Consider the following 25,685-nt stretch of genomic DNA (forward strand, 5'->3'; position numbering starts at 1 on the left):
TGTCCTTTGGTCTGTGGGGGTTAGTTGGACTGGGATCCGACGGCGGTCCGCCACCGGGAGAAGTGCCGTTCGACGGCGACCAGCAGGTAGTTGACCAGCAGGCCGAGCAGCGAGACGGTGAGGATCCCGGCGTACATGTCCGGGATCAGGAAACTGGACTGTGCGTTGACGATCAGGTACCCGAGTCCGGCCTTGGCGCCGACCATTTCCGCGGCGATGAGCACCAGGATCGAGGACGTTCCGGCCATCCGGATGCCGGTGAAAATGGTGGGCACCGCCGAGGGAAGGATGACCTTCTGGAACAGCCGGAAGTTGGAGAGTCCCAGCGAGCGGGCGGCCCGGACGAGCAGCGGGTCGACGGTCCTGACGCCGGCGATGGTGTTCAGCAGCACGGGGAAGAACGCGGCGTAAGCGACGATGCTGATCTTGGAGGTCTCCCCGATCCCCAGCAGGAGGGTGAAGACCGGGAGCAGCGCCAGTGCCGCGGTGTTCCGGAAGACCTCCAGCAGTGGGTTGAGGAACCGGTCAAGGGACCGGTACCAGGCGACCAGCAGGCCAAGGGCGACGGCGGCCACGACGGCGATGCCGAAGCCGCTGGCGGAGCGGGTCAGGCTGGCTGCCAGATGGTTCTGCAGTTGGCCCTTGGCGATGAGTGATCCCAGTGCCCGCAGGACCTCGTGCAGCGGCGGAAGGAATACCCTGGTCGAGGCCGAGGCGAGATAGGTGGGCCCCAGTTCCCAGAGCAGGAGGAACAGCACGATCGCGCCCGAGGCCCAGATCCCGCGCCCGGCCCTGCGGGCGCCGGACCGGACCAGGGCGGGAAGGCGTCGGGTTGCGGCGGCGGGCTGTGGGGGCCGCCCGGTTGCGGCTGCCGCGGGGGCGGCAGGGGTGGTAGGAGCGGCAGGCGCGGTGGTCTCTTTGGTCAGTGTTGGTGCGGTCATCAGGCGGCCCTTCCCTTGCTGAGCTGTCCCTTGCTGAGCTCGATCTTGCTGAGCTGGGGTGCCTCGTCGGGCGCGGACCCGTCGGGCAGGATCTTGGCGTGCCCGGCTTCCTGGGCCTTCCGGACCTCGTCGTGCAGCAGCGACCAGACTTCGTGGCGGTGTTCGACGAAGACGGCATCGGAGCGGATGTCCCGGTCACCGCTCCGCTCCCCCAGGTCAATGTCGACAATCTGCTTGAGCCGGCCGGGGCGGGAGCTGAGCACGGCGACCCGCTGGCCCAGGTACACGGCCTCGTCGATGCCGTGGGTGATGAAGATGATGGTCTTGCCCGTGGAGCGCCAGATGCGCAGGAGTTCCTCCTGGAGCTGTTCCCTGGTCTGGGCATCCAGCGCCGCAAACGGTTCATCCATGAGCAGGACGTCCGGCTCGTACGCGAGGCTCCGGGCGATGGCAACCCGCTGCTTCATGCCGCCGGAAAGCTCATGGGGATACCGGTCCTCGAAACCGGACAGGCCGACGAGCTCAAGGTAGTGGCGGGCCTTGTCGGCACGTTCCCTCCGGCTCGGGCGGCGCCCGTCGCTGCCGGTTCCTTCGAGGCCGAAGGCGACGTTGGCGGCCGCGGTGCGCCATGGGAAAAGGGCGTACTGCTGGAAGACGACGGCACGGTCGCGGCCGGGCCCGGTCACCTCCTTGCCGTCCACGAGCACCTGGCCGGCGTCCGGCCGGGTGAGCCCGGCGAGGAGGTCCAGGAGGGTGGTTTTGCCGGAGCCGCTCGGACCGACCAGAGTAATGAACTCGCCCGCGGCGACGTCCAGGGTGATGCCCTCCAGCGCCGTCAGGGTGGAGCCCTCGGGCTGGTCCTTGCTGGGCCGGACGGTGAACTGTTTCCCGACGTTGCGGAGGCTGATTTTCGGCGTCGGTCCGGTACCGCGGGTCATGACGCCGCCCCGTTCAGCAGTCCGTTGAAATCGTTGGTGTAGTACTTGGACGGGGTGATCCCGCCGCTGACGATGCCGGTGTCGTTCAGCCATGCTGACCAGCGGGTGAAGTCCTGGTCGCTGATGGCCCCCTTGGACGGGACTCCGACGCTCTTCCAGTACTTCAACGCCGCGGTGCTTTCGGAGCGCTGACGCTTGTTGATGATGCTCGTAAACCGCGCGATCACCTCGTTGCGGGGGGTGGTGCGCTCCCATTCGATGGCCTTGGCGACACCGGTCGTGAAGATCTTCGTGGTTTCCGGATTTTTCTCGATGAAGTCCTTGCGCAGGACGTACTGGCCGCCGGCGAAGGTTCCAAAGAGTTCGAAGTCGCTGAACAGGGACCGCAGGCCGCCCGTGGCGACAGCGTTGTCCTGCAGCACTCCGCCGAGCGCCCCGACGTCGACCTGGCCGCGGCGGATGGCCTCCTCGGTGTCATTGGGCGGAACGACGACGAGCTGGACCTGCCTGATTTCCTCCTGCGACAGTCCGTTCTTCTTCAGGTAGCTGTTGATCACGGCGTCCGCATGGGCGCCCAGGGTGTTGACGGCGATTTTCTTGCCGATCAGATCCCGCGGCGTCCGGATCGGACTGTCCTGGGTGACGTAAAAGCCGTTGAACGTCTTCTCGTCCTCGCCGTAATAGTTGATCACCGCAGTGACCGGCGCGCCGGCTTCGATGAGCTTGACCACGGCGCCGGAGAAGGCGCCGCCGAAGTCGGTGGCTCCTGTCGCGGCTGATTGGATGCTCGCCGGCCCGCTGATGGTGTTGCCCACCCAGTTCAGCTTGACGTCGCCGAGGTAGCCGAGGTCCTCGGCCAGCTCCGGCAGGCTCACGTTGTTGGCCGAGCCCTCGTAGCGGAGTTCGGTCACTTCGGGTGCCCCGGGGGTATTTCCGGCCGGGGACTGGGCGCTCGCAGGGCCGCCGCAACCGGAGACCACCAGCGAGACCGCCACGGCGGCAGCAACGCCCAAGGTGGAGAAAAGTCCTGCGGGTAAGTGTCGGTTTTTCATAGCGGATTCTTTCTGGATTCGATGGTGCGGACCGGGGCTACCGGACCGTGCCCACCATCAGAGCAGAGTCGAATCCGTTCCGCAGGTGCCTCGAAACCCGAGGAAACCGCGCGTAATCCGGCGACGGAAACAGCCATGGACGCACCCCCGGTACCCGATCGGACGCAGCGCGAAGCAGTCCGTAACAGGGCAAGACTCACGCGGTCATTTGCGCCCATCCTGGGACACACCCGTGCCACACCGGCCCGGCACTGTGAAGTCTTGGTGACGCCCGGCGACGGCGCGTGAAGGGGCCGGCGCCGCGCCACTGTCGTGCATGGGACGAAAGATTGCTGGAGATGTGGCCGAATGTTGCGCGCCGGCGCGGTACCGGCGGTCAGGGCCCAGCACGACCAGGCGCACAACAGGACGAATAAAGGCGTGTCCGCCGCTGCTCTTAAGCAGCGGCGAACACGCCTTGAGCATCGGGCCGAGCCGCTGCTTACATTCCGGGGATCTGCTGCGCCTCGTGAACCTCGATTTCGCAGCCGCCGGGCATGTTCAGGTGCGGGTGCACCTTGGCCAGTTCCACGGCCGCCTCAAGGCTGTCGGCCTCGATGATGCTGTATCCGGCGACTTCACGCTGGCTTGGCGCAGTGGCTCCACCCGCGGAAACGCGGACACCGTTGGCCAGCGGCGTTCCGAAGTCGATCAGGCCGTTGCCGACCTTGGCGGCCCAGTTGTTCCACTGTTCCATGGCGGCTGCCATGTCATCCGGCGCGGGCGGCGCGGCCTCGGCGGGGGTCATCGGGGCGTGATAGAGGAAGACGAACTTGGTCATGTTACTCCTGCTTTCCTGGCGGTCTTGACGGGCTTAGGTTGGAAAACTTCAGACGGCGACGGTCCGGCCGGTGAACGCGATCAGGCGCTCCAGGCTGCTCGCAGTCTCCGCGACCGGCTGGACAGCGGCGAAGCTGCCGCTGGCGCGGACCTGGTCCGAGATGGTCACCAAGGCCAGGGCCTCAACGTGATCCGTGACGACGTCGGAAACTACAAGTTCCTGGCCGGTGGCCTTCGCGAAGTCCCACGCGTGGACGAGCAGCTCGAGGTTGACGATCCCGGCGACGACGGTCGCGGGCAGCTCGGCGAAGCCCATGTCGATGGTGCCTTCGAAGCCGCGGCGGCTGAACGCCTCCAGGGTGGCCTGCGCGAGTCCGGCGATGCGAACTTCCGGGCCCGCCCCGGCGTCGTCGCTTACGTCCGCGCCCAGCGCCCCGCCGATCTGCTTCAGCGAACCGGCCAGGTGCTCCAGCAACTCGTGGGCCGTGAAATTTTCGCAGGGAGTGGCTTTCTCACGGTCCTCCGGGGTGAGCTTGCGCAGCACGCCCAGGAGCACGGCGAGCGAAGCCTCGGCCGAGCTGAGGTGATCGATCGGGTCCGGGGCAGCCGACCATGCGTCCGGACCGGCGCCGTCCGGGGAGGAGGTCTCGGCGATCAGGCGGCCCAGGTAGTGGTTCCAGCCTTCGGCATGTGCTGCGGCCTGTTCGGCGTTGAGGCCGGCATGGACCAGGCGGAGCGTGGTGCCCCCGGCGTCGGGCTCCAGCGTGATGGTCACGGTGGACGCGCCCGGCGCCAGGTCCATTCCGGACTCCCAGCCCCAAGTGAAGACGATGCGCTTGCCCGGCTCGATCTCCTGGAATGTGCCGGCGGCGTGGTGGCCGGGAGTGACGGTCCAGCGGTAGTCGCCGCCTATCCGAAGGTCAACGCGGGCCGCCACCGTTTGCCAGCGGCGCAGACGTTCCGGCTCGGTGATGAGCGCAAAGGCCTCGTCGGCGCTGACGGGCAGGTGAATGGTTTTATCGAACGTCATGAGAGTGGTCCCTTGTCTTGAGGCGAAGCATCGGAAGTGGTCGTGTGATGTTGAGGGGGCCGGTGACGCTGGGCGGCAAGTGCGGCCGCATCTGATGCCAGCAGGTCCAGTTCGTAGGTCCAGAACTGTTCGACAAGGTCACGCAGCCGGCCCATGCCGCCTGGGTCGAGTCGGTAGTACCTGTTCCGGCCCTCTTTGCGGGCAGATACCAGGCCGGCCTGCTCCAGGAGCAGCAGGTGCTGGGACACCGCGGAGCGGCTGACCGTGAAATGGGCGGCCAGCTCCCCGACAGCCTGTTCGTGGCTGGCGAGAAGATGCAGCAGGCGTCGCCGGTTCGGCTCCGCAGCAATCTCCAAGGCATCCAACACAACTAATACGTTAGTGATCACTAACGTATTCCGCAAGTGCCCAGCAGTCAGAGGGATCAGGGAACGCAGGCCGGCACCCTTGCGGATCGCGGCCCGGGCATGGCGCAGCTGTTATCGGAGCGGTTTGTCAGGGCGCTATGGCGCGTGCCGGGTTACCGCGTCCCGGGTTAAAGAGATGCCGGTAACCGGGACGGGGAATCCCCGGGCGCAGCGGCTAGAGGCCCCGGTGGTGCTCGATGAGCCATCGCGCCATCTGCTGGGCGCGCTTGGAGGCCAGCGCGTCCCCTTCGGTGGCGGAAATGATGGAGCCTTTCATCAGGATGTGCCAGGACCGGGCAAATTCCTCGGGGCGGTCCAGCCCGGCTTCTTCGGCCAGCGCCTGGATATGCCCGCGGATGCGGCTGAGGTAATCGATGCTCGCCTTGCCCAGCGGGTGCCCGGCGCCCATTTCCAGCAGCACATTGATAAACGAGCACGCCTCGAAATCCTCGCGCTGGAACCAGTCACCGAACACGTCAAAGACGGCGAGCAGCCTCTCCTCGGGGGTGTTGCCCCGCCGGCTGGCCTCGGCCACGATCAGGTCCACGGTCCACACCTGGTCGCGGAGTTCCAGGAAGGCCAGCACCAGGGCGTCCTTGGACGGAAAGTGCCGGTAGAAGGTTGCCTTGGATACCCCTGAACTGCTGATCAGCTCATTGACCCCTACGTCGCGGATGCCGCGGCGGGAGAATAACTCGTAAGCAGTGGCGAGGATACGGTCCACCGGCTCGTCGCGTCCGGCCATGGCTGTGGCGGGCAGCAGCGTAGGACCCTCGGCGTCGTTGACAGTCATGATAAAAAAATTTTACACCGGACCGAGGCGTACAGACCGGTCTGCCTCGGAGTGTGCTATCAGTCTCCGCCGGATTCCACCGGCGCTTTCGGCCAGCACGACGCCGGCGGGCCGGCCGAGGACCCGCCCGGCGCCTTACCCCCACCTAGGGATGCAGAACCCGGTCGCCATCGCGGCGTTGTGAGAAACGACCGTCCAGTGCGTGGACGAAGCTGCGGAGGGTCGCGGATTCGTGCGTGCTGTTGGCCAGCCGGACGATGGCCGAAGCCGTGTGGGCCAACTTGATGTTGTGGTGCTGGCTGTAGGCGGAAAGCCGTTCGAAGGCGTCGTCGGAACCGATGTGGAGTATTCCCATCAGGATGCCCTTGGCCTGTTCGATCAGGCCTCGGGTGCCGATGGCTCCGGCGACGGCCTCGCGGGCGGACCGGTCCGTTTCAAGTTGAACTGTTCTGGTGAGGTCCAGGATGAACCCGTCGACGAACAGCAGCTTCCCGTCACTGTCCAGCACACCCTCCCCCGCCGTCAGGACGCGGCGTTCACGCCGGCGTGCGTCGAAGAGACGATGATAATTGGCGAAAAAACCTCCGCCCCGGCACACATCCTCAAAGATTTCCCTGCACGGCTTCCGGTCGTCAGGATGCACGTGCTGCATAAGAACACCCACCGTGGGCACAACCTCGCCGCGGTGATAGCCGTGGATCTGGTACATCTGCTCGGACCACTGCAGCTCCCCCGAGGCAGCATCGTAGCGAAAGGTCCCGGCGAGGCAGCCCTCGGTGGCCAGCGCGCTGGAATAGGCCTGCAACGCCTTCAACTCCGTCATGGCCGGGCCTGCCTGCCCGGCCCGCCGGCGGCGGCGGACGCCCTGTCCCGGGACACGGTCAGCACGAACTGAGCCCAACCTGCGCAGTCCGCGTCTCCAATGCCTGCCGCCACCGCACGATCAGCTGCTGGTTCCGGGTCCCTGCGAGTCGGCCCAAGAAGCGCGCTGCGGACGGGATGCGGAGGCGCGGCGGCCCTTCAGGAGACCTGGGCGCCCAGCCGCGGGCCGGTCTCGCCCGGGCGCGCTGGCCCTTCACGTGTGCTTCGTGAACTCCGCGCCTCTGAGCGCTGGGTTCCACGGGAATGCCCTCGGCTACGGACTGGAGCAGCGCGTCATCTCGCGGTGCCGAAATTTCCGAGACCAGCCCCATGCCGGCATACTCCCGTACTGCTGCGATCCCGGCCACCGCCGCCGGCAGGTCTGGAAAGGGCCTGGAGAGGGCCATGACGGTCCCGTCCGGGGCCGTAAGTCGAAATCGGTAGGACGTGTCGGAATCGGTGAACAGTTCGAACATGCCTGTCATAGAACCCTCCTGGAAGCCGGGACCCGATTGTTCCCGGCGACGCCGTTGTCACCGGGAACAGCAGAATCCACCCGAACGATGCCAGTCACTCGTACCGGCCGGATCGAATTGATGAATTCATGAAAGTCTGAACTATGCAACTCACCTGCGCAAGAGGTACCACCCTGTCCGGCGGCGGCGACGACACTGCAGCGGTCCGGCGCTACGATATGTAAGCGGGCTGACCAATTGATGGGTGTGCAAGACAGACTTTTCTGTCTTGCACGTGCTAGTTTTCCTGTCGCCGGGGTCTGCACAGACGCACGGTTCAGAATAGTTGAATGTGAAGGAGGGAGGCACCCATGCCGGATGATCTTCCTGCAAGTCCGGTCCAGACCGATGTGAAGGCAGAACTGTTCAAGGCCATGGGCCACCCTGCCCGGATCCAGTTGCTGGAAATGCTCGCCGACGGACCAGTTGCCGTAAGCCGACTGCGCGACAACACGGGCCTTGAGCCGTCGAACCTCTCCCAACATTTGAGCATTCTCCGCCGCCAGCGCCTGATTGTCCCCTCACGGCGCGAGGGCAGGTTGTTCTATGAACTGGCCAGCCCTGAGGTTAATGTGCTGCTCGCGGCCGCCCGATCCCTGCTCGGATCTCTCCTGGTCACCACCCGGATGACCCTGAGCCCCATGGCTGAAGAGCCTGAAGAAGCAATCCGCTAAATGCCGGCGCACGCCGGACTGTATGGACAACATCGATCGACCGGCCTGGACGCGTCCGGACTAAAACCAGCAGGGGTAGCAATGGCTCACGCCGAGAACGAGACCACCATCAACCGATCACCGGAGGACGTCTATGCGTTCCTCGCGGATGGGCTGAATAACCGCGCATGGCGCTCCGGGGTTCAGGACATAGCACTGAAGAGTGGAACACCCGGGGACCTCGGTGCCGTGTACAGCCAGACCCTCTCGGGCCCCGGCGGCCGGCCGATCGTCGGGGACTATGAAATCACCGCGGCGGACCCCGGAAAGCTCCTGGGCTTCCAGGTGGTGGCCGGTCCGGCCCGTCCGGCCGGTGCGTACCGGCTCAGTGAAGCGCCGGGCGGAACGACCGTTCGTTTCAGCCGGGACCTGGAGCCCAAGGGACTCATGAAGCTCGTGGGCCCGGTGATTGTCCGCACCATGAATGCCGAGGTCGCTCAGTTGACCAATCTCAAGAACGTTCTCGAATCCGCCTAGATGAGGGCGCAGGGCGTTCATTCTTGAGTGTGACCCGTCCCAGCTAAGGCCATCAAGTGGCAAGCAGCAACCTTCATAGGTAACGGTGAAGAAAGGACCATCCTCATGGCTCGGATTTTCATCACAGGCTCCACCGACGGACTTGGCCTTGCCACCGCCCGGACGCTCCTGAACGGCGGCGACGAGGTCCTGCTGCACGCCCGCTCCAGGGAACGCGCCGCCACCCTCGAAGAACTCGCGCCGCTTGCCATCGGCATCGTGATCGGTGACCTCAGCAGGGCCTCCGAAACCCGGGAACTGGCCGCGCAGGTGAACGCTCACGGGCGGATGGACGCCGTCATCCATAACGCGGGCGTCTACCTCTCGCCGGGGCGCGTCGCGACCCCGGAGGGACACTCCCGCACCCTGGCCATCAACGTTCTGGCCCCTTACATTCTCACCGCGCTGATCGAGCGGCCGCACCGCCTGATCTACCTCGGCAGCGGGATGCACCGCGCGGCCGGCGGAAACCTTCAGGACATCGATTGGACCCGACGGCGCTGGGACGCCAGCGCCGCCTACTCCGAGAGCAAGCTCTACGTTTCCGCGCTCTCCGCTGCCGTCGCCCGGCAGTGGACCAACGTGCTCAGCAACTCCGTTGACCCCGGCTGGGTGCCCACCAAGATGGGCGGCGCCGGCGCCCCCGACGACCTCGCCCTGGGCCAGGACACCCAGGGCTGGCTCGCCGTCAGCCCTGACCCGGTCGCCCAGGTCTCCGGAATGTACTGGCACCACCGCCGGCCGCGGAAACCGGCCCCGGAGGTCACCGACGCTGATTTCCAGGACAATCTCACCGACAAACTGGCCGAACTCACCGGCATCACGCTCTTCTGAAGCGAACCATCGACCCGGCCCGACCGGCACGCAAGGGTAGGTAGTCCCTGCCGGCGGGTCAGGTGGCGGAAAGTATCCCCCAGCCCGTCCCTATCGTGAGCTCCACTTGTCGGCTTAGGCTGGTCGCATTCTATGAACGCAGTTGAGCATCGAACACCGCCGGCATCTGGAAGGCCGGCAGCTGGTTCGAGGGGGCCGGAAGGGGGCCGGGATGACGCCGGCGGACAGGACGTGGACACCCGAGGACCAGGGCTGGCTCCGGGAAAACCTGCGTGAGGCCATCGACCACCTGGTGGAGATGGGGTACACGGTGCGCGGGGGGCAAGGCGAAGATCCGGAACTGATTCACCCCGGCGGCTCGGCCGTCCAGACGTGGCGGGAAGACTACCCCTACGAGCAACGGATGTCCCGCGAAGAGTACGAGCTGGAGAAATACCGGCTGCAGGTTGAACTGCTGAAGTTCCAGTACTGGGGCCAGGACCAGGAGCTCAGGCACGTGATCGTCTTCGAGGGCCGGGATGCGGCCGGCAAGGGCGGAACAATCAAGCGCTTCACCGAGCACCTGAATCCCCGCTCGGCCCGGGCAGTGGCATTGAGTAAACCCTCTGACCGTGAACTGGGCCAGTGGTATTTCCAGCGCTACATCCAGCACCTGCCGACGGCCGGGGAGATCGTGATGTTCGACCGCTCCTGGTACAACCGGGCAAATGTGGAGCGGGTCATGGGCTTCTGCACGGAGCAGGAGTTCGACACCTTTATGGTTCAGGCCCCGCTCTTCGAGCGGATGCTGGTGGATTCCGGGATCCACCTGACCAAGTTCTGGTTCTCGGTGACCCGCCACGAGCAGCGCACCCGTTTTGCGATCCGGCAGATCGACCCGGTGCGGCGCTGGAAACTCTCGCCCATCGATCTCGCCTCCCTGGACCGGTGGGAGGAGTACACGGCCGCCAAGGAGGAGACGTTCCTGCGGACCGACACGGACCATGCGCCGTGGATCACCATCAAGTTCAACGACAAGAAGCGGGGTCGGATCAACGCCATGCGCTACTTCCTCAACCAGTTCGACTACGAGGACAAGGACACGTCAGTGGTCCACAGCCCCGACCGGCTGATCGTGCGCCGCGGCCGCGAAGCCGCCGGCGACTAGCGGCTGGCTCGCGGTCGGCGGATGCGCGAACGCACGGCTGCGTCGCGCTCACGGTGGGATCCCAGCAGAAGATGGCACCATGGGGACATGACTCCTGCACGCGGTTCTTCAGGCCTTTTCCGGCGTCCCCAGCCCATCAAACCCAAGGCGGGCCAAGAATCGGTGTGGGACTATCCGCGGCCGCCGAGGGTGGAGCCCCGATCCGAACGGGTTATCGTGCGGCTTGGCGGGCAGGTGATTGCCGACACCACCGATGCGGTGCGCGTCCTGGAGACAAGTCACCCGCCTGTCTACTACTTGCCATTGGACTCATTCCCTGCCGGTGTACTCGTCCCGGTCGGGGGCACCAGCTTCTGCGAGTTCAAGGGAGAAGCGCACTACTTCGACGTCGTTGCCGGCGGAGTCGTCGTTCCCCGTGGCGGGTGGACCTATCCCGAACCCACCCTGGGTTTCGGGGCGCTCAGCTCCCGGGTGGCCCTCTACCCGGCTCACATGGACTCCTGCCAAGTCGACGGCGAGCAGGTGACCTTCCAGGAAGGTGACTTCTACGGCGGTTGGATCACCACGCAGATCGTTGGTCCTTTCAAGGGCGGCCCGGGCACGGCCGGGTGGTGAGCACATCGCGCTTACGCCGGCAAGACTTGCTGCCGGTGCGTGTGGCGACTCAGCCGGTGCTCGCTCTGGCGGCTTGAAGCCCGTTGTGCCCCGCCTTGCCGGCGTGATAGCTTTCCGGTGATCGTGATCAATCTTCAGGAGGTGAGACCCATGAACGCAGTTTCCGTAATGGGCGCTCCCCCGAAGTCCACGGTCGCGCGACTGAAGTAGTCGTCTCCGGGAGTGCCGCAAGGCAAATTCGCGAAAGGCGACTCCCATGAACACAACATCTTCTTCAACTCCGCGCATCCGTTCGGCGACCGCATCCGGTGCCGTTGCAGTGACGCGGACACCAAAGCCCGGAAATTGGCCCGTTCCCGGCCAACAGACCGGCGCCGCACGACGGACCGGCAACACACACACGCGGGCCTTGGTGCTCGCCGGCGCCGGAGCGGCAGGCAATGCGTGGGAACTCGGTCTCATCGCCGGCCTGTCCGATGCCGGCATCGATGTCACCGAGGCCGATCTCATCATCGGGACATCGGCAGGATCGACAGTGGCTGCCCAGATCACCAGCGGGACACGGCCGGCCGAACTGTACGCCGCCATCCTCGCCGAGGTGCCTCGGCCACAAGCCGGCCATTCCGGACCGGACAAGGGACGCGCAACGAATTTCTCGGGGCAGACCTATCTGGAGTGGTCCAACGGAATCATTGGTTCTGCTGCGGATGCCTCCGACATGCGCCGCAGGATGGGCGCCGCGGCACTCGAGATGGAAGCTTCCGACGGCTCTGCCCAGATGCGCTGGCGCGACATCGTCGCGGCCCGGCTTCCCAGCCGGCACTGGCCGCAACAGCCCGTACTGATCGCGGCTGTTGATGCGGATACCGGGGAACCGGTCGTGTTCGACCGCAACAGCGGAATCGATCTGGTGGACGCCGTCGCCGCCAGCACCAGCAACGGCTACCGCATCGGCGGGAGCCGGTACATCAACGGCGGCTATCGACGCAGTGAGAACGCCGACCTGGCGGCTGGATACGGGCTTGTGCTGGTGTTGTCACCCTTCGGCGGCAGGTCGCGGATGCCGCTCGAGTGGGGCATGGATCTCGCCACCCAAGTCGACGAACTGCGCGCCGGGGGCAGCAGGGTCCAAACTATCTTCCCGGATAGCGCCGCCGAGCACATGTTCGGCGCCAATGCGATGGATCTGTCCTTGCGTCCGCCTGCGGCTCGAGCTGGTTACAGCCAGGGCAGAGCCCTCGCGGAGCTGGTCGCCGAAATCTGGCGGTGACGGCCGAAACCTGTCGGTGTTCGACTGTTACGGCGCGAGAGTCCAGGGGTGCCGTGCGAGGCGCGGTGCCATGCCTGCCGCGGGCCACCCGATTCGTGCGAGACATCGGTCAGCCAGATCGTGCTGTCCGGGGCCCATCCGGCGATGACCGTCGCCGTTTCGGCGTCGACCTGTAGTGGGCGCGTCGCGCCGTCGAGGTAACCCAGGACGGAGAGGTGCGCGGCGTCCCACTCCCCTGCCACTTGTTCCCAATCCGGGATGACCCACCGGCCGTCGCGTCCAGTCAGGCGGAACCAGTCGTGTCGCCGGGATGCAGTGACCTCCATTGGGAACCTGCGGCACAGCGTTATCCAGTCTTTTGCTGTGCCGATCTCAAGTGTCCGGCCCGCTCCCTGAACTGGAACCGTGGTCGCCTGCTCCCACCCCAGGGAATCTTCCACGAGGCTCAGTGCGGCCGGGACCTGCCCAACGGTGTGGACTAGCCCGTGCGGTATCGACCACCAGGTTCCTGACCAGTTGGCGCGAGGGTCGCCCGGGCGTTCGCGCGCGGCCCGCAATTCACCGGCTCGTTCGTCTCGGCCCCACCCAGCCAGTGTTTGTCGCGGATTCTTCGGCAGCAGTGCCTGGCCGTCTGTCGATCGCCAGTCGATGGCCCACTGCTCCGCCCGGCGAGGCTGCCAGAACCACTGGATGTCGGGCAGCGCCATGACCTGTTCCGCGACGGGCGACAGGGCCGCCGTCACACCCGGGAGATCCGCGAGCACGTCCTCTCCATCGGGTGCCTGCCAGTACCTTGCAGCGTCCACGGACCGCTCGAGGGCCGCCTGCACCAGGTCGCTGTCAAGGTCGGTAAAATCCAGTGAGGCGAGCCTGGCAGCCAGCTGTTCTGGTGACGCGGCAAAGGCCGGCATCGCGGTCTCCCCGGAGGCAGCAGCGCTCAGCAGGACCCGCGAGGTCCCCGGTCCACTATCAAGTTCGTATCCCAACCAGAAGGCCGCCGTTTTGACCTCCGGATCCAGCTGCATCGCCAGTTCGAGGCACAGACGGCGCCCCCGGGGCCCCCGCAGAAATACGTCCACACTTGGCGTCATCAGATCATCCTCCCACCACAGCGCAGCTTTATCTGGAGCGGTCTCAGGTGCCGTCGATGATGGCGGGTATCGTCGCAACGCGTTTTAACATAGCGTGATGGAGACCACGGTTAGCGGAGTTTCTGTGCATTACGCCGAGTACGGCAGTGGCACGCCGGTTCTCGCTCTGCACGGCGCCGGTGTGGATCATCGCGAGATCGCCGGTGCCCTTGAACCGATTTTCGACGACGTGCCTGGCTACCGGCGCCTGTATCCGGACCTGCCCGGGATGGGCCGGACCCCGGCGCCTGAGACGATCACGAGCAATGACGACGTCGTGGACATTCTGCTCGGCCTTATCGCCAGCACTATTGGTGATGAACCGTTTCTTATCGTGGGTCAGTCCTACGGCGGCTACCTGGCCCGTGCGATTGCGAGTCTGCGACCTGATCAGGCCGTCGGGCTGGCGCTAATCTGCCCTGTTGGCCAACAGACGCGCGACGTGCCTCAGCACGAGGTCCTTGTTTCGTCGGTCGATCTGACCGGTGCACTCGGCTCGGATCTCGAGGCTACTTACCGCAGCTACTTCGTTGTGCAGACGCCTGAAACGCTGCGTCGGTTCCAGGAGTATGTGGCTCCCGCAACGTCCCTGGCTGACGAGTCGAGCCTGGTGCGGATCTTTTCGCACTGGGAGTTGCGGGATCGGCCGGAAGCCGCGAAAGCCTATCCTCATCCGGTGTTGGTCGTTGCCGGGCGACAGGATGCCACCGCCGGGCACACAGGACCGTCGGAGCTGATCCTGCACTACCCACGCGCTACGTTGGCCGTACTCGACCGCGCCGGCCACGCCTTGATCCATGAGCAACCCAACCTCGTGCGAGCCCTTGCCGCCGACTGGCTCATGCGCGTGCGTGAGGCGTCAGACAACAAAAGCTAGCGGGCAGTGGCGCCCGCATGCGGACGGAATCCCTGTGTCATGGCTCCGCCGAAGAAGGGCAAGGCGATGCGTCCGCGGCGTCCAACCGGCGTCATGCAATGCCCGGTAAGCAGCAAACCATCGCGACGGATTGCAGTCGGGCGGCCAGCGAAAGGACAATGGTGCCCATGACCGCCGTGACCCTCCTGGCCTTTGCCGGGCTGTGCCTGCTGCTTTCCGTTACCCCCGGCCCGGATACCTTCCTGGTGCTGAGGATCTCGCTGCAAAGTGCCGGGGCCGGCCTGGCGGCGGCGCTGGGCTCAGCTCTGGCATCCCTGGTCTGGGCCGCGCTGGTGGGAGTGGGGCTCGCCGCCGTGCTGGAGGACTCGGCGGAAGTGTTCCGTTGGCTGAAGATCGCAGGCGGGTTGTACTTGCTGTATCTGGGAATCTCGTCGCTGATCCGGGCGCGCCGCACAACTGCATCCCCGGCGGCCGGGCACGCTCCCCGCCGGAGCTACAGCCGAAGGACCGGCTTCGGCGCCGGCGCGTTCTCCACACTGCTCAACCCCAAGGTCGGCCTGTTCTACCTCGCCGTCGTGCCGCAGTTCATTCCACACGGCGGCAACACGCTGGATACAGCCATGGTGCTCGGTGCCATCGAAAGCGCCATTGGATTCCTCTACCTGGCGGCTGTAGCCGTCGCGGCAGCGAAGGCGATGGCCTGGCTGCAGCGCCCCCGGGTGAGCAGTTGGCTCGAACGCGGCAGCAGCGGCATCATCGCCGCGCTCGGCCTGGGTGTACTGGCATCCAGCACCAGCTCGTAGCGGCGCGCCGGACCTCGACGGACAGGTGCAGTTCCCTATCCGGCAGAAAGCCAACCCGCTCCTGTTGAGGACGTCACCGCGTTGGCACATTGGCCCCGCGAATTTCACGAAAACGGCGGCCGGTCCTGAAGAGGACCGGCCGCCGCCGAATGAAGATCAGGGTTGCGTCAGGCCTTGGCCTTGCGCTTCACCCAGCCCCATACAGCCGTAGCCACCAGGAGCACCAGTCCGATGATGGCCAACCAGAGCAGACCCTTCACAGCGAAGCCAAGGATCGAAAGAATAAGCCAAATGATAAGCAGTGTGATTATTAGTCCCATACGGAAAGCCTAAGCCACCCAGGTGGCTGTTTCCGAACGATCAGTGATCGTGGCGGAAGATGGCCACGGCTTCGCGGACTGCGTAGTAGACGATGACCATACCGGCCACGGGGTCGGCCCACCACCAACCGGCAAAGGTGTCCAGCAAGATACCGGCCAGCACGGCGGCCGCCAGAAGACCGTCGATAAACGTCACCTTGCCCTCTGCTATCAGAACGGGATTGCCCAGCGCCTTGCCCGTGCGGGCCTTTCCGGCTGAGAGGGCGAACATGACCACTGCCGTGACAGCCGTCCAGATAATTCCGGTGGGGCTCGGCCGTGCGTGGTGCCCGGCCGCCAAGGCAAGTCCGGATTGGATGAGCAGATAGAGGGCCAGGGCAACGAACGCCCCGGCGATCAACCTCAACGCGAACCGTTGACGCCGTTCCCCGGTCCCGGAGAGTTCCCAGATCACCACGGTGCTGGCACCGATCTCGATCAGGCTGTCCAGGCCGAAGCCGGCCAGCGCCACCGATCCGGCCGTGATGGAAGTGACGGCAAGAACTGCCACTCCGACGACGTTCCAGCCCAACGTGATGCCCTCAAGGATGAACCCGCGACGTCTCAGGCGCGCCATCTCAGGGCGCTTCAAAATTTCAGGCAGCATCTGTGCTCTCTTTCCCGGCGCCCCCGGCGTTTCCGGCGATGGGTGCCGGCAGGCCGGCCAGCCGTTCGATGACGGCAAGCCCGGCCGGGGTGCCCGGCCAATGCCGCCGCAAAGACTCCGGACCCGCGGAGCGGATCACGGAACGAAGAACCAGGGCCATGATGATCACGTCATCGGCATAGCCAATCAGCGGGAGGAAGTCCGGTACAAGATCCAGCGGCAAGAGCAGATATCCCAGCAAAAGCAACAGCTTGATCCGGGCGCCGCGGGATACCGCCGGGTCGGCCGCCAAACGCCTCAGCACGCGCAACACATCCGGCAGCAGCCGCAACGCGTCCCGCATACCCACCGTCTCCGGATGGGACCTCGCATAGACCCACAACCCCAGCAGAAGAACCGCGTAGACGCCAACGAGCCCGGCCAGGATACCCAGCGCCGTCTGCCACCACTGCACGGCCCCTACTCCCCGGCCTCAGGCAGGCCATGGCCTGCCGGGGCATGCAGAGTCGCGTAGACCTTCTCGGCGTACTCGTCGAATACAGCGGAGCACTCGCGCAACCGCTCGTCGGCGGCCTGCGCTTCCGGCAGTTCCAGAACGTCACGGCTTTTCAGATCACGGTACCAGCGCCGCAAGCGGTCCAGGCTCTGCTCTTCCTCTTCCAGCTCCGCCAGAGTGAACTTGCCGCTTCGGGTTTCCTTGGCGATTTCGGCCTCGAACGCCCCGCAATCGCCGGAGAATTCCTTCCACTCATCCAACCTGAGCTCCTCGAATGCCGAGCGCAGGCCTTCCACTCCCGCATCGCCGCTGCCCGGCGTGGGCAGGACAAGGACGCTGCCGGTTCCGCGGCCGGCCAGCTCCACGACCCTCGGCACGGCTTCCGAGAAGAACGGCGTGTCCGGAACGGTCCACACCCCTGAGGCCACTGGCGCAGCACCGATCCTCCGGAGCTCCCGCCACACACCGACCCTCGTCCGTGAGGCCTCACCAGTCAACCGGACAACAAGAACCAACCAATCCATGCGCCAATCATATACTGCTACAACAAGGTAAGTAACAGCTGTTACATCACCGACTGCCCTGGACGGCACAGATACCCGAGGGCCTCGGCCGGTACGTTCGGTCGGTCCGATGGAATCCCTTAGCCCTATCGGCCCGGTCTGAAAATACGGTAGCTCCGGGTGCCTTGGGATGGGACTTTCTGCCTGGCCCGAAGTGCAGGCCGCTTAGGCGGGTTCTGGATACCGACGGCGGAAACGATGCCCCCGAGGATGAGCAACACCGCCGTCACGGTCACCACCCGGTGAAATCCGTCGAGATCAAGTTTGCCGCCCATGACGAGGCCCACCAGCGCGATGCCGACCAGACCGGCAACCCTGCTGACGGCGTTATTCACTGCCGAACCGATACCTGCCTGCTGTTCCGACACCGAACCGAGAATGGCGGCGGTTAGCGGCGCGACTGTCGCCGAGAGCCCGACTGCGAACAGGAGGATCCCGGGCATCAGCTGGGTCCAGTAATCGACCGGGATTTCCGACGCGAGCATCAGGAGATAGCCGCCCCCGGCGAGGGCAGGTCCGAAGGCCATGAACCACCTCGGCCCGAACCGCCCGGCCAGTGAGCCAAACCATGACGCCAAGAGGATGTTGACGAGGCTGACCGGAAGCAAGGCCAGAGCGGCCGACGTCGCCGGAAACCCGGCAACCTGCTGCAGGAAAAGCACGATGATGAACCCGCCGATCGACAGCGCGGCGTAGACGAAGGCCGTAGCCACGTTGCCTACGGCAAAGTTTCGGACGGAGAAGAGGCTGAGCGGCAGGAGCGGGTACTTCGCGGTCTTTTCCCGCCAAATGAACCCGGCGAGGCACAGGATACCGAGGGCGAGGGGCATCAGAATGAGCGGACTCCCCCAGCCATAGTTGCCCTGTTCGATCAACGCGTAGACCGGCCCCGCCAACCCGAGCACACAGAGCACGGCACCCGCGTAGTCGATCCGCACGCCCTCCTTGCGAACATCCTTGACCCGCAACACGGCTAGCAGGTACAAGGTCACGGCAATGGGCAGGACGTTGATTCCGAAGATCCAACGCCAGCCCACCGAATCAACGAGCACTCCGCCGAGCAGGGGTCCCGCGATGAAAGCCACGGTTGTACCGGCAGTCCACTGGCCGATTGCCTTCGCCCGGGGCGCTTCGTCGAAGTTTGATGTGATCAGAGCCAGGGAACTGGGCACCAGCAAGGCGCCCGCGACGCCTTGAAGCGCCCTGGCCAGGACCAGCCAGTCCGCTGTCGGTGCCAGCGCACACATCACTGATGTCGCGCCGAACCCGATCAGGCCTGCCCGGAGAACGACAACCCGGCCCAGCAAATCAGAGAGCGAACCGGCGACAAGGATCAGTGAACCCAGGGTGATCAGGTAGGCATCGACAACCCATTGCTGCGTTGTCAGTCCGCCGCCCAGTTCACGGGAAATGGCCGGCAGCGCTACGTTGATGACGCTGCCGTCGAGAAACGACACAAAGGAAGCGAGAATCGCGATCCACAGCACGAGCCTCTGCGTACGCGCCGACGGTAGGGAACTCATCCTTCAAGCTACACCCGCCCCGGCGGTTGCCGGACTCACCTATGGAAGGACGTTCAGCCCGTCGCTCTGGCGACAGACGACGCCGTCGGCTGCGTTTACGTACTCGGCGTATCCTGGCGGCACCGGAGTATATTTTTATGTCTGGTCTCTGTCCCGCCGTTGCCCTATCGTTGGGGCACCGATTACATTCGACCGGCGGAGCTCCGCATCGGAGGTACATGATGGGAATCATCTCGTCTGGTTTTCATGGAAAACGGCGCACCGGCAATCCAGCGTTACCACCCGGCCAATACGAGACGCCAAGCTTTCCCGTACTGACGGCGGGCCCTGCACCTTATATCGCCCGGGCTGACTGGGAATTCTTTATTACAACGGAGACTGGGCAGCGCCGCGCCTGGTCCTGGGACGAGCTCTTGGCGCTACCGCAGATTGATATCCGGACCGATATTCATTGCGTGACCAGCTGGTCCAAGCTAGGCACCTCGTGGCGCGGGGTGTCCCTGGACACCTTGTTCGCGGATGTGGAAACAACGTCCGAGTTCACTACCGCTCACTCCTACGGCGGCTATTCGACCAATGTCCCGTTGCAGGACCTGCTGGACGGCCAGGCATGGGTGGCCTGGCAATTCGACGGTGAGCCATTGGAACGGGCCCACGGTGGCCCTGCCCGCCTGCTGATACCCCATCTTTACTTTTGGAAGAGTGCGAAGTGGATCAATGGCATCGAGCTGATGCCGCACGATGTTCCCGGCTTCTGGGAATCGAACGGGTACCACATCTATGGCGACCCGTGGCGCGAGGAGCGTTACTCATGAGGCAGGACAGATGAGCACCCTGTGGCGCGTCGCCGAGGTGATTCGTGGCGTTCCAGAAACGGAATCCTCCAGAACCATCGGCCTGCGCGTGGACGGGCTGAACGGCAACCTTCCCGGCCAGCACATCGATATCCGGCTCACGGCGGACGACGGATACACGGCAGTGCGGTCCTACTCAGTGGCCACAGCCGGCATGGACGAACTCCTGGAGATCACGGTCGACGAACTGGCCAACGGGGAGGTCTCCCCCTACCTGGTCAGAGACCTGATGGTCGGGGACCAGTTGGAGATCCGGGGGCCCGTCGGCGGCTGGTTCGTCTGGCTTCCGACCGACCCCAACCCGGTTCAGCTGATCGCCGGGGGGTCCGGCATTGTCCCGCTCATGTCCATGATCCGCGCCCACGAGGCATCCGGGAATCCTTCACAGTTCCGGTTGCTGTACTCGCTGAAATCGCCCGAGGCAGGGTTCTATCGGGAGGAGCTGCTCACCTTGAACCAGGGATCTCCCAAGCTGACGGTCGACTATGTCTATACACGCAAAGTCCCGGAGGGCTGGCCAATGGTCCCGCAGCGACTCACCGCTGAAACACTGTTGGCAAGCATCCTGCCGGCGGACATGGCACCCGACATCTTCATCTGCGGTCAGACGATGTTTGTCGAAACGGTCACAGAGTGGATGGTGCAGGCGGGCTATCCGGCCGCCTCGATCAAGACCGAACGCTTTGGCGGAACGGGAGGAATACGGTGACTGGCAACAACGGCTCCGCTTCCCCTGGTGCTGAGGACCCGCGCCTCGAGGACCAGGACATCGCCGGGACCGGCGGCAATCCGATACCTCATCTTGACGGGAACGCGGCAGCGGGACCCCTGTGGGAACTGTTCCGCATCGACATCATTGCAGCGATCGGTCGGTGCAAGAATTGTGGCGCTGTCAGGGTCTTCGGGGAAGCAGCGGTCTATGCCGATGCCCCAGGAATGGTTGTGCGCTGCAGTTCCTGCGGGGGCGTCCTGCTGCGTCTCGTAGAGACTCCGACTAAATTCTGGCTCGATGTCAGCGGACTCAGCTACCTCCAGATCGACCGGGAGACCTAACGCGCTGCTCTGCTATCCGCACCCCGGCGTGCTCAAGACCGCAGGGGGCGTGAAGAGGTAGCCTGCGACGATGCTGAACACCCTCAACCCTTCATCATGGGAGCCAGTGGATCTGGAACAACGACACTCGGCCGGGCGATCGCCAACCAGTGGTCAGTACCTTTCCGCTAGTTATTTGATCAACGTGTCGCCAGTGCACGGTTAGGCTTGCAGTCATGGCGATCATCCACCAGGCAGAACTGCAGCCGACGAAACTTGAACTTCTCGCACAGTGGCTGCCCCGCCAGCCGTGGTTCACGCAACCCGGCACGGCAGCGCTGCACAAAGTAGGCTCCTACCGGTTCGACGACCCCGCCGGCGAGGTCGGCATAGAAACCATCATCGTGTCGGTGGGCAACTCCACTTTTCAAGTCCCACTCACGTACAGGGCCCAGCCCTTGGCCGGAGCGGAATCCTGGTTGGTCGGAACCATGCAGCACTCGGTTCTCGGCCCGAGGTGGGTTTACGATGCCTGCGCCGATCCAATCTACGTGGCAGCGCTGGCGGCGAGCATCATGCTGGGCCGGCCGCAGGCAGAGCAATACCTCCAAAAGGGGGAAAATCTGGAACTTCTGGCCCAGACGGTCTTCGTGCGAAGCACCGGACCGAAACTCGAGGCAGTCCCTGACGTCTCTTCAGCGGCACCGCGCGCCACCGACGCCGGCACCGCCATCGAGACTGCTGACCTTCACTTGCTTGTTATCCGGCGGCTGGACCTGGATGAGCAACCGGTCGGCCCGCTCGCTCTGACCGGCACCTGGGAAGGTCAGAAGGACAACGTCAAACTCGCCGCCTTAGTGATGCCTGACAGTTCCGCGGGTTAGGGGCGCCCCACTCCGTCCGTGTTCCGGGGTTGGGTATTGCCTTCCTGCCGTTCAGGCTGGATCCCGTGCTGTTCCCGCAGTTCGCGCCCGCGGCGAATGTCCTCTTCTTCGCGGGCCTGGAGCTTGTCGCTCTGTTTCGTGTCCCGTGGCGGCAATTGGATGGTCTCTTCGGCCTCAATGCCGGCCTGGAGTTGGCGTCCACGCTCCATCTCGGCGTCGAACTCGGCACCGAACAGCAACGACATGTTCAGGATCCAGAGCCACAGCAGCGAGATGATGACGCCGCCGATCGCACCATAGGTCTTCTCGTAGCTATTGAAGTTGGCCACATAGAAAGCGAAGGCCAGGGACGCCAGCAGGAAGATGACCAAGGCGATAGCGGAACCCAGGCTCATCCAGCGGAACTTGGGCTGCTTCACGTTCGGCGTAGCGTAGTAAAGGATGGCGATCGCCAGAATCACGAGCAACAGAATCACCGGCCACTTGAGAATGTTCCACGCCGTCAGGACGGCCCCGCCCAAGCCGATCGCGTTGCCGACGGCCTCGGCCACCGGCCCGCTCAGCACCAGCATGGCCGAAAGCACAAGAACGATCAGCACGGTGGCAATGGTGACGGCGAGCATCGTGCCCCGAAGTTTGATGAACGGCCGCCCCTCGTCAATTTCGTAGATCCGGTTCATTGCCCGGCCAAAGGCTCCGACATAGCCGGAGGCGGACCAGAGGGCGGTGAGGATGCCGAGTACCAGGGTGAGTCCGGCAGCGGAGGAACTGCTGAGCTGCTCGACTGGTTGTTTGATCGCCTGCACAGTTTCAGCAGGCGCGAAACCCTGGACGACCTCCAGAAGCGCGGACGTGGTCTTCTCTGCCTGCCCGAAGATGCCCAGCAAAGACACGAGTGCCAACAGCGCCGGGAAAATTGAGAGAACCGAATAGTAGGTCAGGGCTGCGGCGAGATCCGGGCACTGGTCCTTGGTGAACTCACGCAGGGTCTTCTTGGCGATGTACTTCCACGAGGGCTTAGTGACGTCGGCCGGGCTGTCCGGTTTACGGGAGTCGTCCGGGGCAGGTGCCGTCCGGGCCTTGGCGGTGCTGCTCTCGTCCGTTTCGGCGTCGGTCATGGATTCATTTTCTGCCTTGGTTGGGTTCTTGGCCATTGGAAATTCCTTCGTGGGGTTAAGGGAAATGGCCGGCCGCCCAGCGCATCAGCGAGGGCAGCCGGCCTTATTCAGACGCGGCCTCAGGCCTGCTGAACGTTGTCCTTGGCTTCGGCGGTCCGATCCTTGACGTCCTCCACAGCGGCCTGCCCGTCTGCCTTGAGGTGATCGGTTGCGTCCGCGGCAGTGGCCTTGACGTTCTCCATGGCTTCCTGGGCGGGCGCCTTGAGGCCTTCGGCTACTTGCTTGGCGGCGTCCGTCAGTTCCGTGGTGAGTGGCTCGGCCGCCGATTTGAGGGCATCAGCGGCTTCACGCTCCTTCTGGCTGGCCGGGATCAGGGAGGAAACGAGCAGGCCGGCACCAAAGGCGATCAGCCCGGCAGCCAGTGGGTTCCCCTGTGTCCTGTTCTTCAGCTGGCCCGGCGCGCCCGCAACTGCGGAGCCCGCGTCGCTCACATGCGAGCCGACGCTTCCGGTGGTGGAGTGGACGTGGTCGGCGGTGTGGTCTGCGGCTCCCATGACTTTATCCTTCACTCCGAAGACGGCGTCTTTGACGTTCTCTTTGACTCTGTCCGTCTGCCGCTGGACGATATGCGACGGCGTGACTTTGTCAGCGACGGCGTCCACGTTTGTGCCCAGGCGGGCACGGGTTGCTTCAATATCTGCTCGGATGACATCCGGGTTTTCACTCATCGTGTTTCCTCGCTGAATCTAGGAGTTGGGTTTTAGGGTGGGCGGGATTTCCTGGAGGGTTTCAGCCGTCCTCGGCATGCCCTTGATCGCGTTCAGTTCCTTGCGGCCCATGGCTGCCAGAACGGCGGCTACAACTGCCCAGATGACGGCGACAACAACGCCGGACCAGCCCAGTCCCATCACGATCCCCAGCGCCCACCAGAGCGCCAAAGACAGGAACAGGAGCACGAAATGGCCAGCGACGCCGGCGCCGGCGAGCATGCCGGTGCCTTTGCCTGCCCGGGTGGCGGACTGCTTAAGTTCGACCTTGGCCAGTTCCACTTCCTGTCGCATCAGGGTGGACATGTCCCGTGTGACCTCACCGAGGAGGTCACCCAGGGAAGTCGATTCAGCCTTCGCCTGCGCGGCTGTGGGAGGCATTTCGCTGCTCATCGACGGCCACCGTCAAAGGGGTCATCGCGCAGCGGATCAGCCTGCTGCAATGGCTCACCGGCCACGGACTCTGAGGACCGGCGGCCCTGCCCGGCGTCGCGGAGCGGATCGGGGGTTCCCATATCGGAGTCCAGCGGATTCGGCGGGTAGGTGTCGGCTAGGCCCGCCGTCGTGGTTTGCGGAGCGGGCATCTGTACCGGCGGCGGCGGAACCGCTACCCCGGTATCGGGGATCCGGCCGCCAGTGGACGTGCCCGTAGCGGTGGCGCCCGTCGCTTCGGGGGCGCCGGCGCTCAAGCTGCGGCTGAGACGCCCGGCCAGAACACCGGCTCCGGCCGCGAGCAGGAGGAAGGTTCCCGGGCGCTGGCGGGCAAAGGACTTAACCTCGGTCAGCAGCGAACCCGGATCCCGGCCATCGAGCCAGGACGCAACAGCGGAGGACCGCTCGGCAGCTTGGCGGACAAGGTCGGTGGCCACGCCGGGCTGGTCGGAGGCGGCAGCCATGGAATGCAGTTCGCCGGCGACGGACCGCAGACCTTCGGCGACCTTCTGCTGCTGGGTTCCTGCCTGCTCGGTGAGATCGGACTTGGCCTGATGAAGCAGGTCCCGGGCATTGGTCTTGACCTCGGCGGCAACGTTGACTGCCTCCGTCTTAGCCGTCTCGGCGACGTTCTGGGCAGCATCTGCCGCGTGCCGCGTTACGTCCGCAGCTTCGTCCTTGGCCGCTTCCTGTTTGGAGTCAGCGCGTCCCGTGCCTTGTGGGGGCACAACTCCAACGCCGGCGTACCGGTCCGGGGAAGCTTCGGGTGCTGCCTGGGCCCATGGGTTCTGTGTCATCGTTGCTCTCTTTCAGGAATGGTCCGCTTGGGATCGTGACTAGCGCTACCGGATGAAATTAGTAAGCACGGTTACTAACTAAATACTAAGCACACTTGCTATATGTCGCGCAAGGCCTCGATCGAAAATCGGACGGGCCGCCTCCCGCCCGTCTGGTGACGCGCGGCGCGCACTGCAAGCCGCGCGTGAAAAATAGTAAGCATACTTGCCAAAAAGGAGTCCGGCATGCATATGGTGGGGGTCCAGCGTCGGCGCTTTGTGCCGCCGTCGCAGGCAGCGTGACTTTCGTTGCCACCCAATCAGGAAGGTCGTCGTCGTGATCCTCGCCCGCGAGCCCCACGCCCGGGACGTTTACCGGCTTCTAACCGCAGCGGCCCGTTTAGTGCAACGCCTCCACGACGATGCCCTGGCGCCACTGGGATTGACGCGTGCCGCCGTCATCGCACTGGAAGCCGTGGCTCCCCGCCCCATGTACCAGGAACAGCTCGCCGCAAGAGTTCATGTCCAAAGCCAAACGCTCGGCCGCGTCCTTGCCCGGCTCGAGGACGCGGGTCTGGTCACCAGGACGCGCAACCCGGACGATCGACGCCAATTTCAGGTCGAGATTACCGACGCCGGCACAGCCGCACTGCAAGCAGCCTCCCAGGCTGAGCGCGCAGCCGTTCCTGCCGACTTCGACGGATGGGAGGCCCTGTCTGAGCAACTCGCCCGGTTTGTGGATTTCTTCCAGGCTCCACGGCCCGGCACCCAAGGCTCCACGAACGGGAACTCCAGGCTCCACGTGCCCTCCCCCGCCCAAGACGGCCTCAGGCGCCAATGAACTAGCCTCCCGCGGCTGGGTGCCTCTGGGCCTCCCCGCCCGGCGCCCACGGCCAGTCCCCGCTTCCATTGCCGTTCGGGCAGGCAAGGGGGCGAGCAAGACAGAAGGCCGCTGAGCCGGGTATTGCGCGTTACTATGCATGCTGATTAAATCGCCGATACGGCCGCATTCC

General features: G+C 64.8%; 32 protein-coding genes. 13 read left to right on the forward strand and 19 right to left on the reverse strand.

From position 1 onward, the window contains the following. Positions 1 to 20: 20 nt before the first annotated feature. From AC1DN2_RS03260 to AC1DN2_RS03300, 9 genes are all read right to left on the reverse strand, one after another. On the reverse strand, positions 21 to 941 hold the full coding sequence (locus tag AC1DN2_RS03260) for an ABC transporter permease (protein ID WP_476849198.1): 921 nt from the start codon (positions 939 to 941) through the stop codon (positions 21 to 23). Then, the gene (locus AC1DN2_RS03265) at positions 941 to 1,879 is read right to left on the reverse strand and encodes an ABC transporter ATP-binding protein (RefSeq protein ID WP_476849199.1); all 939 of its coding nucleotides are present in this window, start codon (positions 1,877 to 1,879) and stop codon (positions 941 to 943) included. Before AC1DN2_RS03265 ends, AC1DN2_RS03260 begins: the two co-directional genes overlap by 1 nt. Then, on the reverse strand, positions 1,876 to 2,931 hold the full coding sequence (locus AC1DN2_RS03270) for an ABC transporter substrate-binding protein (protein ID WP_476849200.1): 1,056 nt from the start codon (positions 2,929 to 2,931) through the stop codon (positions 1,876 to 1,878). The genes AC1DN2_RS03265 and AC1DN2_RS03270 overlap by 4 nt, the downstream gene beginning before the upstream one ends. A 481-nt stretch (positions 2,932 to 3,412) precedes the next feature. Then, the gene (locus AC1DN2_RS03275) at positions 3,413 to 3,751 is read right to left on the reverse strand and encodes a YciI family protein (RefSeq protein ID WP_476849201.1); all 339 of its coding nucleotides are present in this window, start codon (positions 3,749 to 3,751) and stop codon (positions 3,413 to 3,415) included. Positions 3,752 to 3,799: 48 nt separating this feature from the next. Continuing rightward, the gene (locus tag AC1DN2_RS03280) at positions 3,800 to 4,780 is read right to left on the reverse strand and encodes a TIGR03086 family metal-binding protein (RefSeq protein ID WP_476849202.1); all 981 of its coding nucleotides are present in this window, start codon (positions 4,778 to 4,780) and stop codon (positions 3,800 to 3,802) included. Next, on the reverse strand, positions 4,777 to 5,169 hold the full coding sequence (locus AC1DN2_RS03285) for an ArsR/SmtB family transcription factor (RefSeq protein ID WP_230008795.1): 393 nt from the start codon (positions 5,167 to 5,169) through the stop codon (positions 4,777 to 4,779). Before AC1DN2_RS03285 ends, AC1DN2_RS03280 begins: the two co-directional genes overlap by 4 nt. Positions 5,170 to 5,362: 193 nt before the next feature. Continuing rightward, positions 5,363 to 5,980 (reverse strand): TetR/AcrR family transcriptional regulator, encoded by a 618-nt coding sequence (locus AC1DN2_RS03290; protein WP_018772833.1) that lies wholly within the window; start codon positions 5,978 to 5,980, stop codon positions 5,363 to 5,365. 145 nt (positions 5,981 to 6,125) lie between these two features. Next, the gene (locus AC1DN2_RS03295; protein ID WP_476849203.1) at positions 6,126 to 6,803 is read right to left on the reverse strand and encodes a PAS and ANTAR domain-containing protein; all 678 of its coding nucleotides are present in this window, start codon (positions 6,801 to 6,803) and stop codon (positions 6,126 to 6,128) included. 58 nt (positions 6,804 to 6,861) lie between these two features. Further along, positions 6,862 to 7,326, reverse strand: coding sequence for a YegP family protein (locus tag AC1DN2_RS03300; RefSeq protein ID WP_476849204.1), 465 nt, complete (start codon positions 7,324 to 7,326; stop codon positions 6,862 to 6,864). 341 nt (positions 7,327 to 7,667) lie between these two features. On the opposite strand from AC1DN2_RS03300, the gene AC1DN2_RS03305 reads away from it, so the two are divergent. The 6 genes from AC1DN2_RS03305 to AC1DN2_RS03330 all read left to right on the forward strand — a co-directional run bounded on the left by AC1DN2_RS03305 (position 7,668) and on the right by AC1DN2_RS03330 (position 12,451). Then, complete coding sequence (locus AC1DN2_RS03305) at positions 7,668 to 8,030, forward strand: ArsR/SmtB family transcription factor (protein WP_028276286.1); 363 nt, start codon at positions 7,668 to 7,670, stop codon at positions 8,028 to 8,030. An 81-nt stretch (positions 8,031 to 8,111) separates the two neighbouring features. After that, positions 8,112 to 8,546, forward strand: coding sequence for an SRPBCC family protein (locus AC1DN2_RS03310; protein ID WP_476849205.1), 435 nt, complete (start codon positions 8,112 to 8,114; stop codon positions 8,544 to 8,546). 105 nt (positions 8,547 to 8,651) lie between these two features. Then, positions 8,652 to 9,419 carry an SDR family NAD(P)-dependent oxidoreductase gene (locus tag AC1DN2_RS03315; RefSeq protein ID WP_476849206.1) on the forward strand — a complete coding sequence of 256 codons (768 nt, stop codon included), beginning with the start codon at positions 8,652 to 8,654 and terminating at the stop codon, positions 9,417 to 9,419. Between the two features lie 211 nt (positions 9,420 to 9,630). Beyond that, a complete protein-coding gene (gene ppk2 / locus AC1DN2_RS03320; RefSeq protein ID WP_028276283.1) occupies positions 9,631 to 10,566 on the forward strand; it encodes a polyphosphate kinase 2 in 936 nt (311 codons plus the stop codon). A gap of 87 nt (positions 10,567 to 10,653) precedes the next feature. Then, positions 10,654 to 11,181, forward strand: a complete 528-nt coding sequence (locus tag AC1DN2_RS03325) for a DUF427 domain-containing protein (protein ID WP_476849207.1) — start codon at positions 10,654 to 10,656, stop codon at positions 11,179 to 11,181. Positions 11,182 to 11,437: 256 nt separating this feature from the next. Beyond that, positions 11,438 to 12,451, forward strand: coding sequence for a patatin-like phospholipase family protein (locus tag AC1DN2_RS03330; protein ID WP_476849208.1), 1,014 nt, complete (start codon positions 11,438 to 11,440; stop codon positions 12,449 to 12,451). Here AC1DN2_RS03330 and AC1DN2_RS03335 read toward each other — a convergent pair. Further along, on the reverse strand, positions 12,400 to 13,542 hold the full coding sequence (locus AC1DN2_RS03335) for a hypothetical protein (protein WP_476849209.1): 1,143 nt from the start codon (positions 13,540 to 13,542) through the stop codon (positions 12,400 to 12,402). The two genes, AC1DN2_RS03330 and AC1DN2_RS03335, sit on opposite strands and share 52 nt — an antisense overlap. Before the next feature lie 97 nt (positions 13,543 to 13,639). Between AC1DN2_RS03335 and AC1DN2_RS03340 the strand changes: the two genes are divergently transcribed. Beyond that, the gene (locus AC1DN2_RS03340; protein ID WP_476849210.1) at positions 13,640 to 14,458 is read left to right on the forward strand and encodes an alpha/beta fold hydrolase; all 819 of its coding nucleotides are present in this window, start codon (positions 13,640 to 13,642) and stop codon (positions 14,456 to 14,458) included. Between the two features lie 167 nt (positions 14,459 to 14,625). Then, positions 14,626 to 15,261: a LysE family translocator gene (locus AC1DN2_RS03345; protein WP_476849211.1), complete on the forward strand. Its 636-nt coding sequence runs from the start codon at positions 14,626 to 14,628 to the stop codon at positions 15,259 to 15,261. 167 nt (positions 15,262 to 15,428) lie between these two features. On the opposite strand, the gene AC1DN2_RS03350 is transcribed toward AC1DN2_RS03345, so the two are convergent. The 5 genes from AC1DN2_RS03350 to AC1DN2_RS03370 all read right to left on the reverse strand — a co-directional run bounded on the left by AC1DN2_RS03350 (position 15,429) and on the right by AC1DN2_RS03370 (position 18,773). Further along, positions 15,429 to 15,581, reverse strand: coding sequence for an LPXTG cell wall anchor domain-containing protein (locus tag AC1DN2_RS03350; protein ID WP_028276278.1), 153 nt, complete (start codon positions 15,579 to 15,581; stop codon positions 15,429 to 15,431). 40 nt (positions 15,582 to 15,621) lie between these two features. After that, positions 15,622 to 16,197, reverse strand: coding sequence for a cation efflux transmembrane domain-containing protein (locus AC1DN2_RS03355; RefSeq protein ID WP_476849212.1), 576 nt, complete (start codon positions 16,195 to 16,197; stop codon positions 15,622 to 15,624). Positions 16,198 to 16,216: 19 nt separating this feature from the next. Next, complete coding sequence (locus AC1DN2_RS03360) at positions 16,217 to 16,681, reverse strand: DUF1232 domain-containing protein (RefSeq protein WP_230009189.1); 465 nt, start codon at positions 16,679 to 16,681, stop codon at positions 16,217 to 16,219. A gap of 5 nt (positions 16,682 to 16,686) precedes the next feature. Then, the gene (locus AC1DN2_RS03365; RefSeq protein ID WP_476849213.1) at positions 16,687 to 17,247 is read right to left on the reverse strand and encodes a Chromate resistance protein ChrB; all 561 of its coding nucleotides are present in this window, start codon (positions 17,245 to 17,247) and stop codon (positions 16,687 to 16,689) included. A 125-nt stretch (positions 17,248 to 17,372) separates the two neighbouring features. Continuing rightward, entirely contained in the window at positions 17,373 to 18,773 is a 1,401-nt protein-coding gene (locus AC1DN2_RS03370; RefSeq protein WP_476849214.1) for an MFS transporter, read from the reverse strand. Positions 18,774 to 19,030: 257 nt separating this feature from the next. Here AC1DN2_RS03370 and AC1DN2_RS03375 point away from each other — a divergent pair, with 257 nt between their 5' ends. The 4 genes from AC1DN2_RS03375 to AC1DN2_RS03390 all read left to right on the forward strand — a co-directional run bounded on the left by AC1DN2_RS03375 (position 19,031) and on the right by AC1DN2_RS03390 (position 21,579). Further along, positions 19,031 to 19,624, forward strand: coding sequence for a sulfite oxidase-like oxidoreductase (locus AC1DN2_RS03375; protein WP_476849338.1), 594 nt, complete (start codon positions 19,031 to 19,033; stop codon positions 19,622 to 19,624). A 10-nt stretch (positions 19,625 to 19,634) separates the two neighbouring features. Continuing rightward, complete coding sequence (locus AC1DN2_RS03380) at positions 19,635 to 20,372, forward strand: FAD-binding oxidoreductase (protein WP_476849215.1); 738 nt, start codon at positions 19,635 to 19,637, stop codon at positions 20,370 to 20,372. Further along, complete coding sequence (locus AC1DN2_RS03385; protein ID WP_476849216.1) at positions 20,369 to 20,716, forward strand: DUF6510 family protein; 348 nt, start codon at positions 20,369 to 20,371, stop codon at positions 20,714 to 20,716. Before AC1DN2_RS03380 ends, AC1DN2_RS03385 begins: the two co-directional genes overlap by 4 nt. A gap of 215 nt (positions 20,717 to 20,931) precedes the next feature. Then, positions 20,932 to 21,579: a CG0192-related protein gene (locus AC1DN2_RS03390; protein ID WP_476849217.1), complete on the forward strand. Its 648-nt coding sequence runs from the start codon at positions 20,932 to 20,934 to the stop codon at positions 21,577 to 21,579. On the opposite strand, the gene AC1DN2_RS03395 is transcribed toward AC1DN2_RS03390, so the two are convergent. The 4 genes from AC1DN2_RS03395 to AC1DN2_RS03410 all read right to left on the reverse strand — a co-directional run bounded on the left by AC1DN2_RS03395 (position 21,576) and on the right by AC1DN2_RS03410 (position 24,693). After that, positions 21,576 to 22,733 (reverse strand): YihY/virulence factor BrkB family protein, encoded by a 1,158-nt coding sequence (locus AC1DN2_RS03395; protein WP_476849218.1) that lies wholly within the window; start codon positions 22,731 to 22,733, stop codon positions 21,576 to 21,578. The two genes, AC1DN2_RS03390 and AC1DN2_RS03395, sit on opposite strands and share 4 nt — an antisense overlap. An 83-nt stretch (positions 22,734 to 22,816) precedes the next feature. Beyond that, positions 22,817 to 23,425, reverse strand: a complete 609-nt coding sequence (locus tag AC1DN2_RS03400) for a DUF3618 domain-containing protein (protein WP_476849219.1) — start codon at positions 23,423 to 23,425, stop codon at positions 22,817 to 22,819. Between the two features lie 18 nt (positions 23,426 to 23,443). Beyond that, positions 23,444 to 23,857 (reverse strand): phage holin family protein, encoded by a 414-nt coding sequence (locus AC1DN2_RS03405; RefSeq protein WP_028276270.1) that lies wholly within the window; start codon positions 23,855 to 23,857, stop codon positions 23,444 to 23,446. After that, positions 23,854 to 24,693 carry a hypothetical protein gene (locus AC1DN2_RS03410; protein WP_476849220.1) on the reverse strand — a complete coding sequence of 280 codons (840 nt, stop codon included), beginning with the start codon at positions 24,691 to 24,693 and terminating at the stop codon, positions 23,854 to 23,856. Before AC1DN2_RS03410 ends, AC1DN2_RS03405 begins: the two co-directional genes overlap by 4 nt. A gap of 316 nt (positions 24,694 to 25,009) precedes the next feature. Between AC1DN2_RS03410 and AC1DN2_RS03415 the strand changes: the two genes are divergently transcribed. Beyond that, complete coding sequence (locus tag AC1DN2_RS03415) at positions 25,010 to 25,513, forward strand: MarR family winged helix-turn-helix transcriptional regulator (protein WP_476849221.1); 504 nt, start codon at positions 25,010 to 25,012, stop codon at positions 25,511 to 25,513. Positions 25,514 to 25,685 lie beyond the last annotated feature (172 nt).

This window comes from Arthrobacter sp. 01L42 (genome assembly GCF_056400005.1).

Excerpts from the sequence above, each read along its gene's own strand:
- AC1DN2_RS03265 (WP_476849199.1), bottom strand. The coding sequence starts at position 1,879 with ATGACCCGCGGTACCGGACCGACGCCGAAAATCAGCCTCCGCAACGTC.
- AC1DN2_RS03365 (WP_476849213.1), bottom strand. The coding sequence starts at position 17,247 with ATGGATTGGTTGGTTCTTGTTGTCCGGTTGACTGGTGAGGCCTCACGG.
- AC1DN2_RS03395 (WP_476849218.1), bottom strand. The coding sequence starts at position 22,733 with ATGGCCAAGAACCCAACCAAGGCAGAAAATGAATCCATGACCGACGCC.
- AC1DN2_RS03300 (WP_476849204.1), bottom strand. The coding sequence starts at position 7,326 with ATGACAGGCATGTTCGAACTGTTCACCGATTCCGACACGTCCTACCGA.
- AC1DN2_RS03280 (WP_476849202.1), bottom strand. The coding sequence starts at position 4,780 with ATGACGTTCGATAAAACCATTCACCTGCCCGTCAGCGCCGACGAGGCC.
- AC1DN2_RS03335 (WP_476849209.1), bottom strand. The coding sequence starts at position 13,542 with ATGACGCCAAGTGTGGACGTATTTCTGCGGGGGCCCCGGGGGCGCCGT.
- AC1DN2_RS03355 (WP_476849212.1), bottom strand. The coding sequence starts at position 16,197 with ATGGCGCGCCTGAGACGTCGCGGGTTCATCCTTGAGGGCATCACGTTG.
- AC1DN2_RS03380 (WP_476849215.1), top strand. The coding sequence starts at position 19,635 with ATGAGCACCCTGTGGCGCGTCGCCGAGGTGATTCGTGGCGTTCCAGAA.
- AC1DN2_RS03350 (WP_028276278.1), bottom strand. The coding sequence starts at position 15,581 with ATGGGACTAATAATCACACTGCTTATCATTTGGCTTATTCTTTCGATC.
- AC1DN2_RS03260 (WP_476849198.1), bottom strand. The coding sequence starts at position 941 with ATGACCGCACCAACACTGACCAAAGAGACCACCGCGCCTGCCGCTCCT.
- AC1DN2_RS03275 (WP_476849201.1), bottom strand. The coding sequence starts at position 3,751 with ATGACCAAGTTCGTCTTCCTCTATCACGCCCCGATGACCCCCGCCGAG.
- AC1DN2_RS03345 (WP_476849211.1), top strand. The coding sequence starts at position 14,626 with ATGACCGCCGTGACCCTCCTGGCCTTTGCCGGGCTGTGCCTGCTGCTT.
- ppk2 (WP_028276283.1), top strand. The coding sequence starts at position 9,631 with ATGACGCCGGCGGACAGGACGTGGACACCCGAGGACCAGGGCTGGCTC.
- AC1DN2_RS03375 (WP_476849338.1), top strand. The coding sequence starts at position 19,031 with ATGGGAATCATCTCGTCTGGTTTTCATGGAAAACGGCGCACCGGCAAT.
- AC1DN2_RS03340 (WP_476849210.1), top strand. The coding sequence starts at position 13,640 with ATGGAGACCACGGTTAGCGGAGTTTCTGTGCATTACGCCGAGTACGGC.
- AC1DN2_RS03390 (WP_476849217.1), top strand. The coding sequence starts at position 20,932 with ATGGCGATCATCCACCAGGCAGAACTGCAGCCGACGAAACTTGAACTT.
- AC1DN2_RS03310 (WP_476849205.1), top strand. The coding sequence starts at position 8,112 with ATGGCTCACGCCGAGAACGAGACCACCATCAACCGATCACCGGAGGAC.
- AC1DN2_RS03290 (WP_018772833.1), bottom strand. The coding sequence starts at position 5,980 with ATGACTGTCAACGACGCCGAGGGTCCTACGCTGCTGCCCGCCACAGCC.
- AC1DN2_RS03325 (WP_476849207.1), top strand. The coding sequence starts at position 10,654 with ATGACTCCTGCACGCGGTTCTTCAGGCCTTTTCCGGCGTCCCCAGCCC.
- AC1DN2_RS03305 (WP_028276286.1), top strand. The coding sequence starts at position 7,668 with ATGCCGGATGATCTTCCTGCAAGTCCGGTCCAGACCGATGTGAAGGCA.
- AC1DN2_RS03295 (WP_476849203.1), bottom strand. The coding sequence starts at position 6,803 with ATGACGGAGTTGAAGGCGTTGCAGGCCTATTCCAGCGCGCTGGCCACC.
- AC1DN2_RS03330 (WP_476849208.1), top strand. The coding sequence starts at position 11,438 with ATGAACACAACATCTTCTTCAACTCCGCGCATCCGTTCGGCGACCGCA.
- AC1DN2_RS03400 (WP_476849219.1), bottom strand. The coding sequence starts at position 23,425 with ATGAGTGAAAACCCGGATGTCATCCGAGCAGATATTGAAGCAACCCGT.
- AC1DN2_RS03410 (WP_476849220.1), bottom strand. The coding sequence starts at position 24,693 with ATGACACAGAACCCATGGGCCCAGGCAGCACCCGAAGCTTCCCCGGAC.
- AC1DN2_RS03270 (WP_476849200.1), bottom strand. The coding sequence starts at position 2,931 with ATGAAAAACCGACACTTACCCGCAGGACTTTTCTCCACCTTGGGCGTT.
- AC1DN2_RS03315 (WP_476849206.1), top strand. The coding sequence starts at position 8,652 with ATGGCTCGGATTTTCATCACAGGCTCCACCGACGGACTTGGCCTTGCC.
- AC1DN2_RS03405 (WP_028276270.1), bottom strand. The coding sequence starts at position 23,857 with ATGAGCAGCGAAATGCCTCCCACAGCCGCGCAGGCGAAGGCTGAATCG.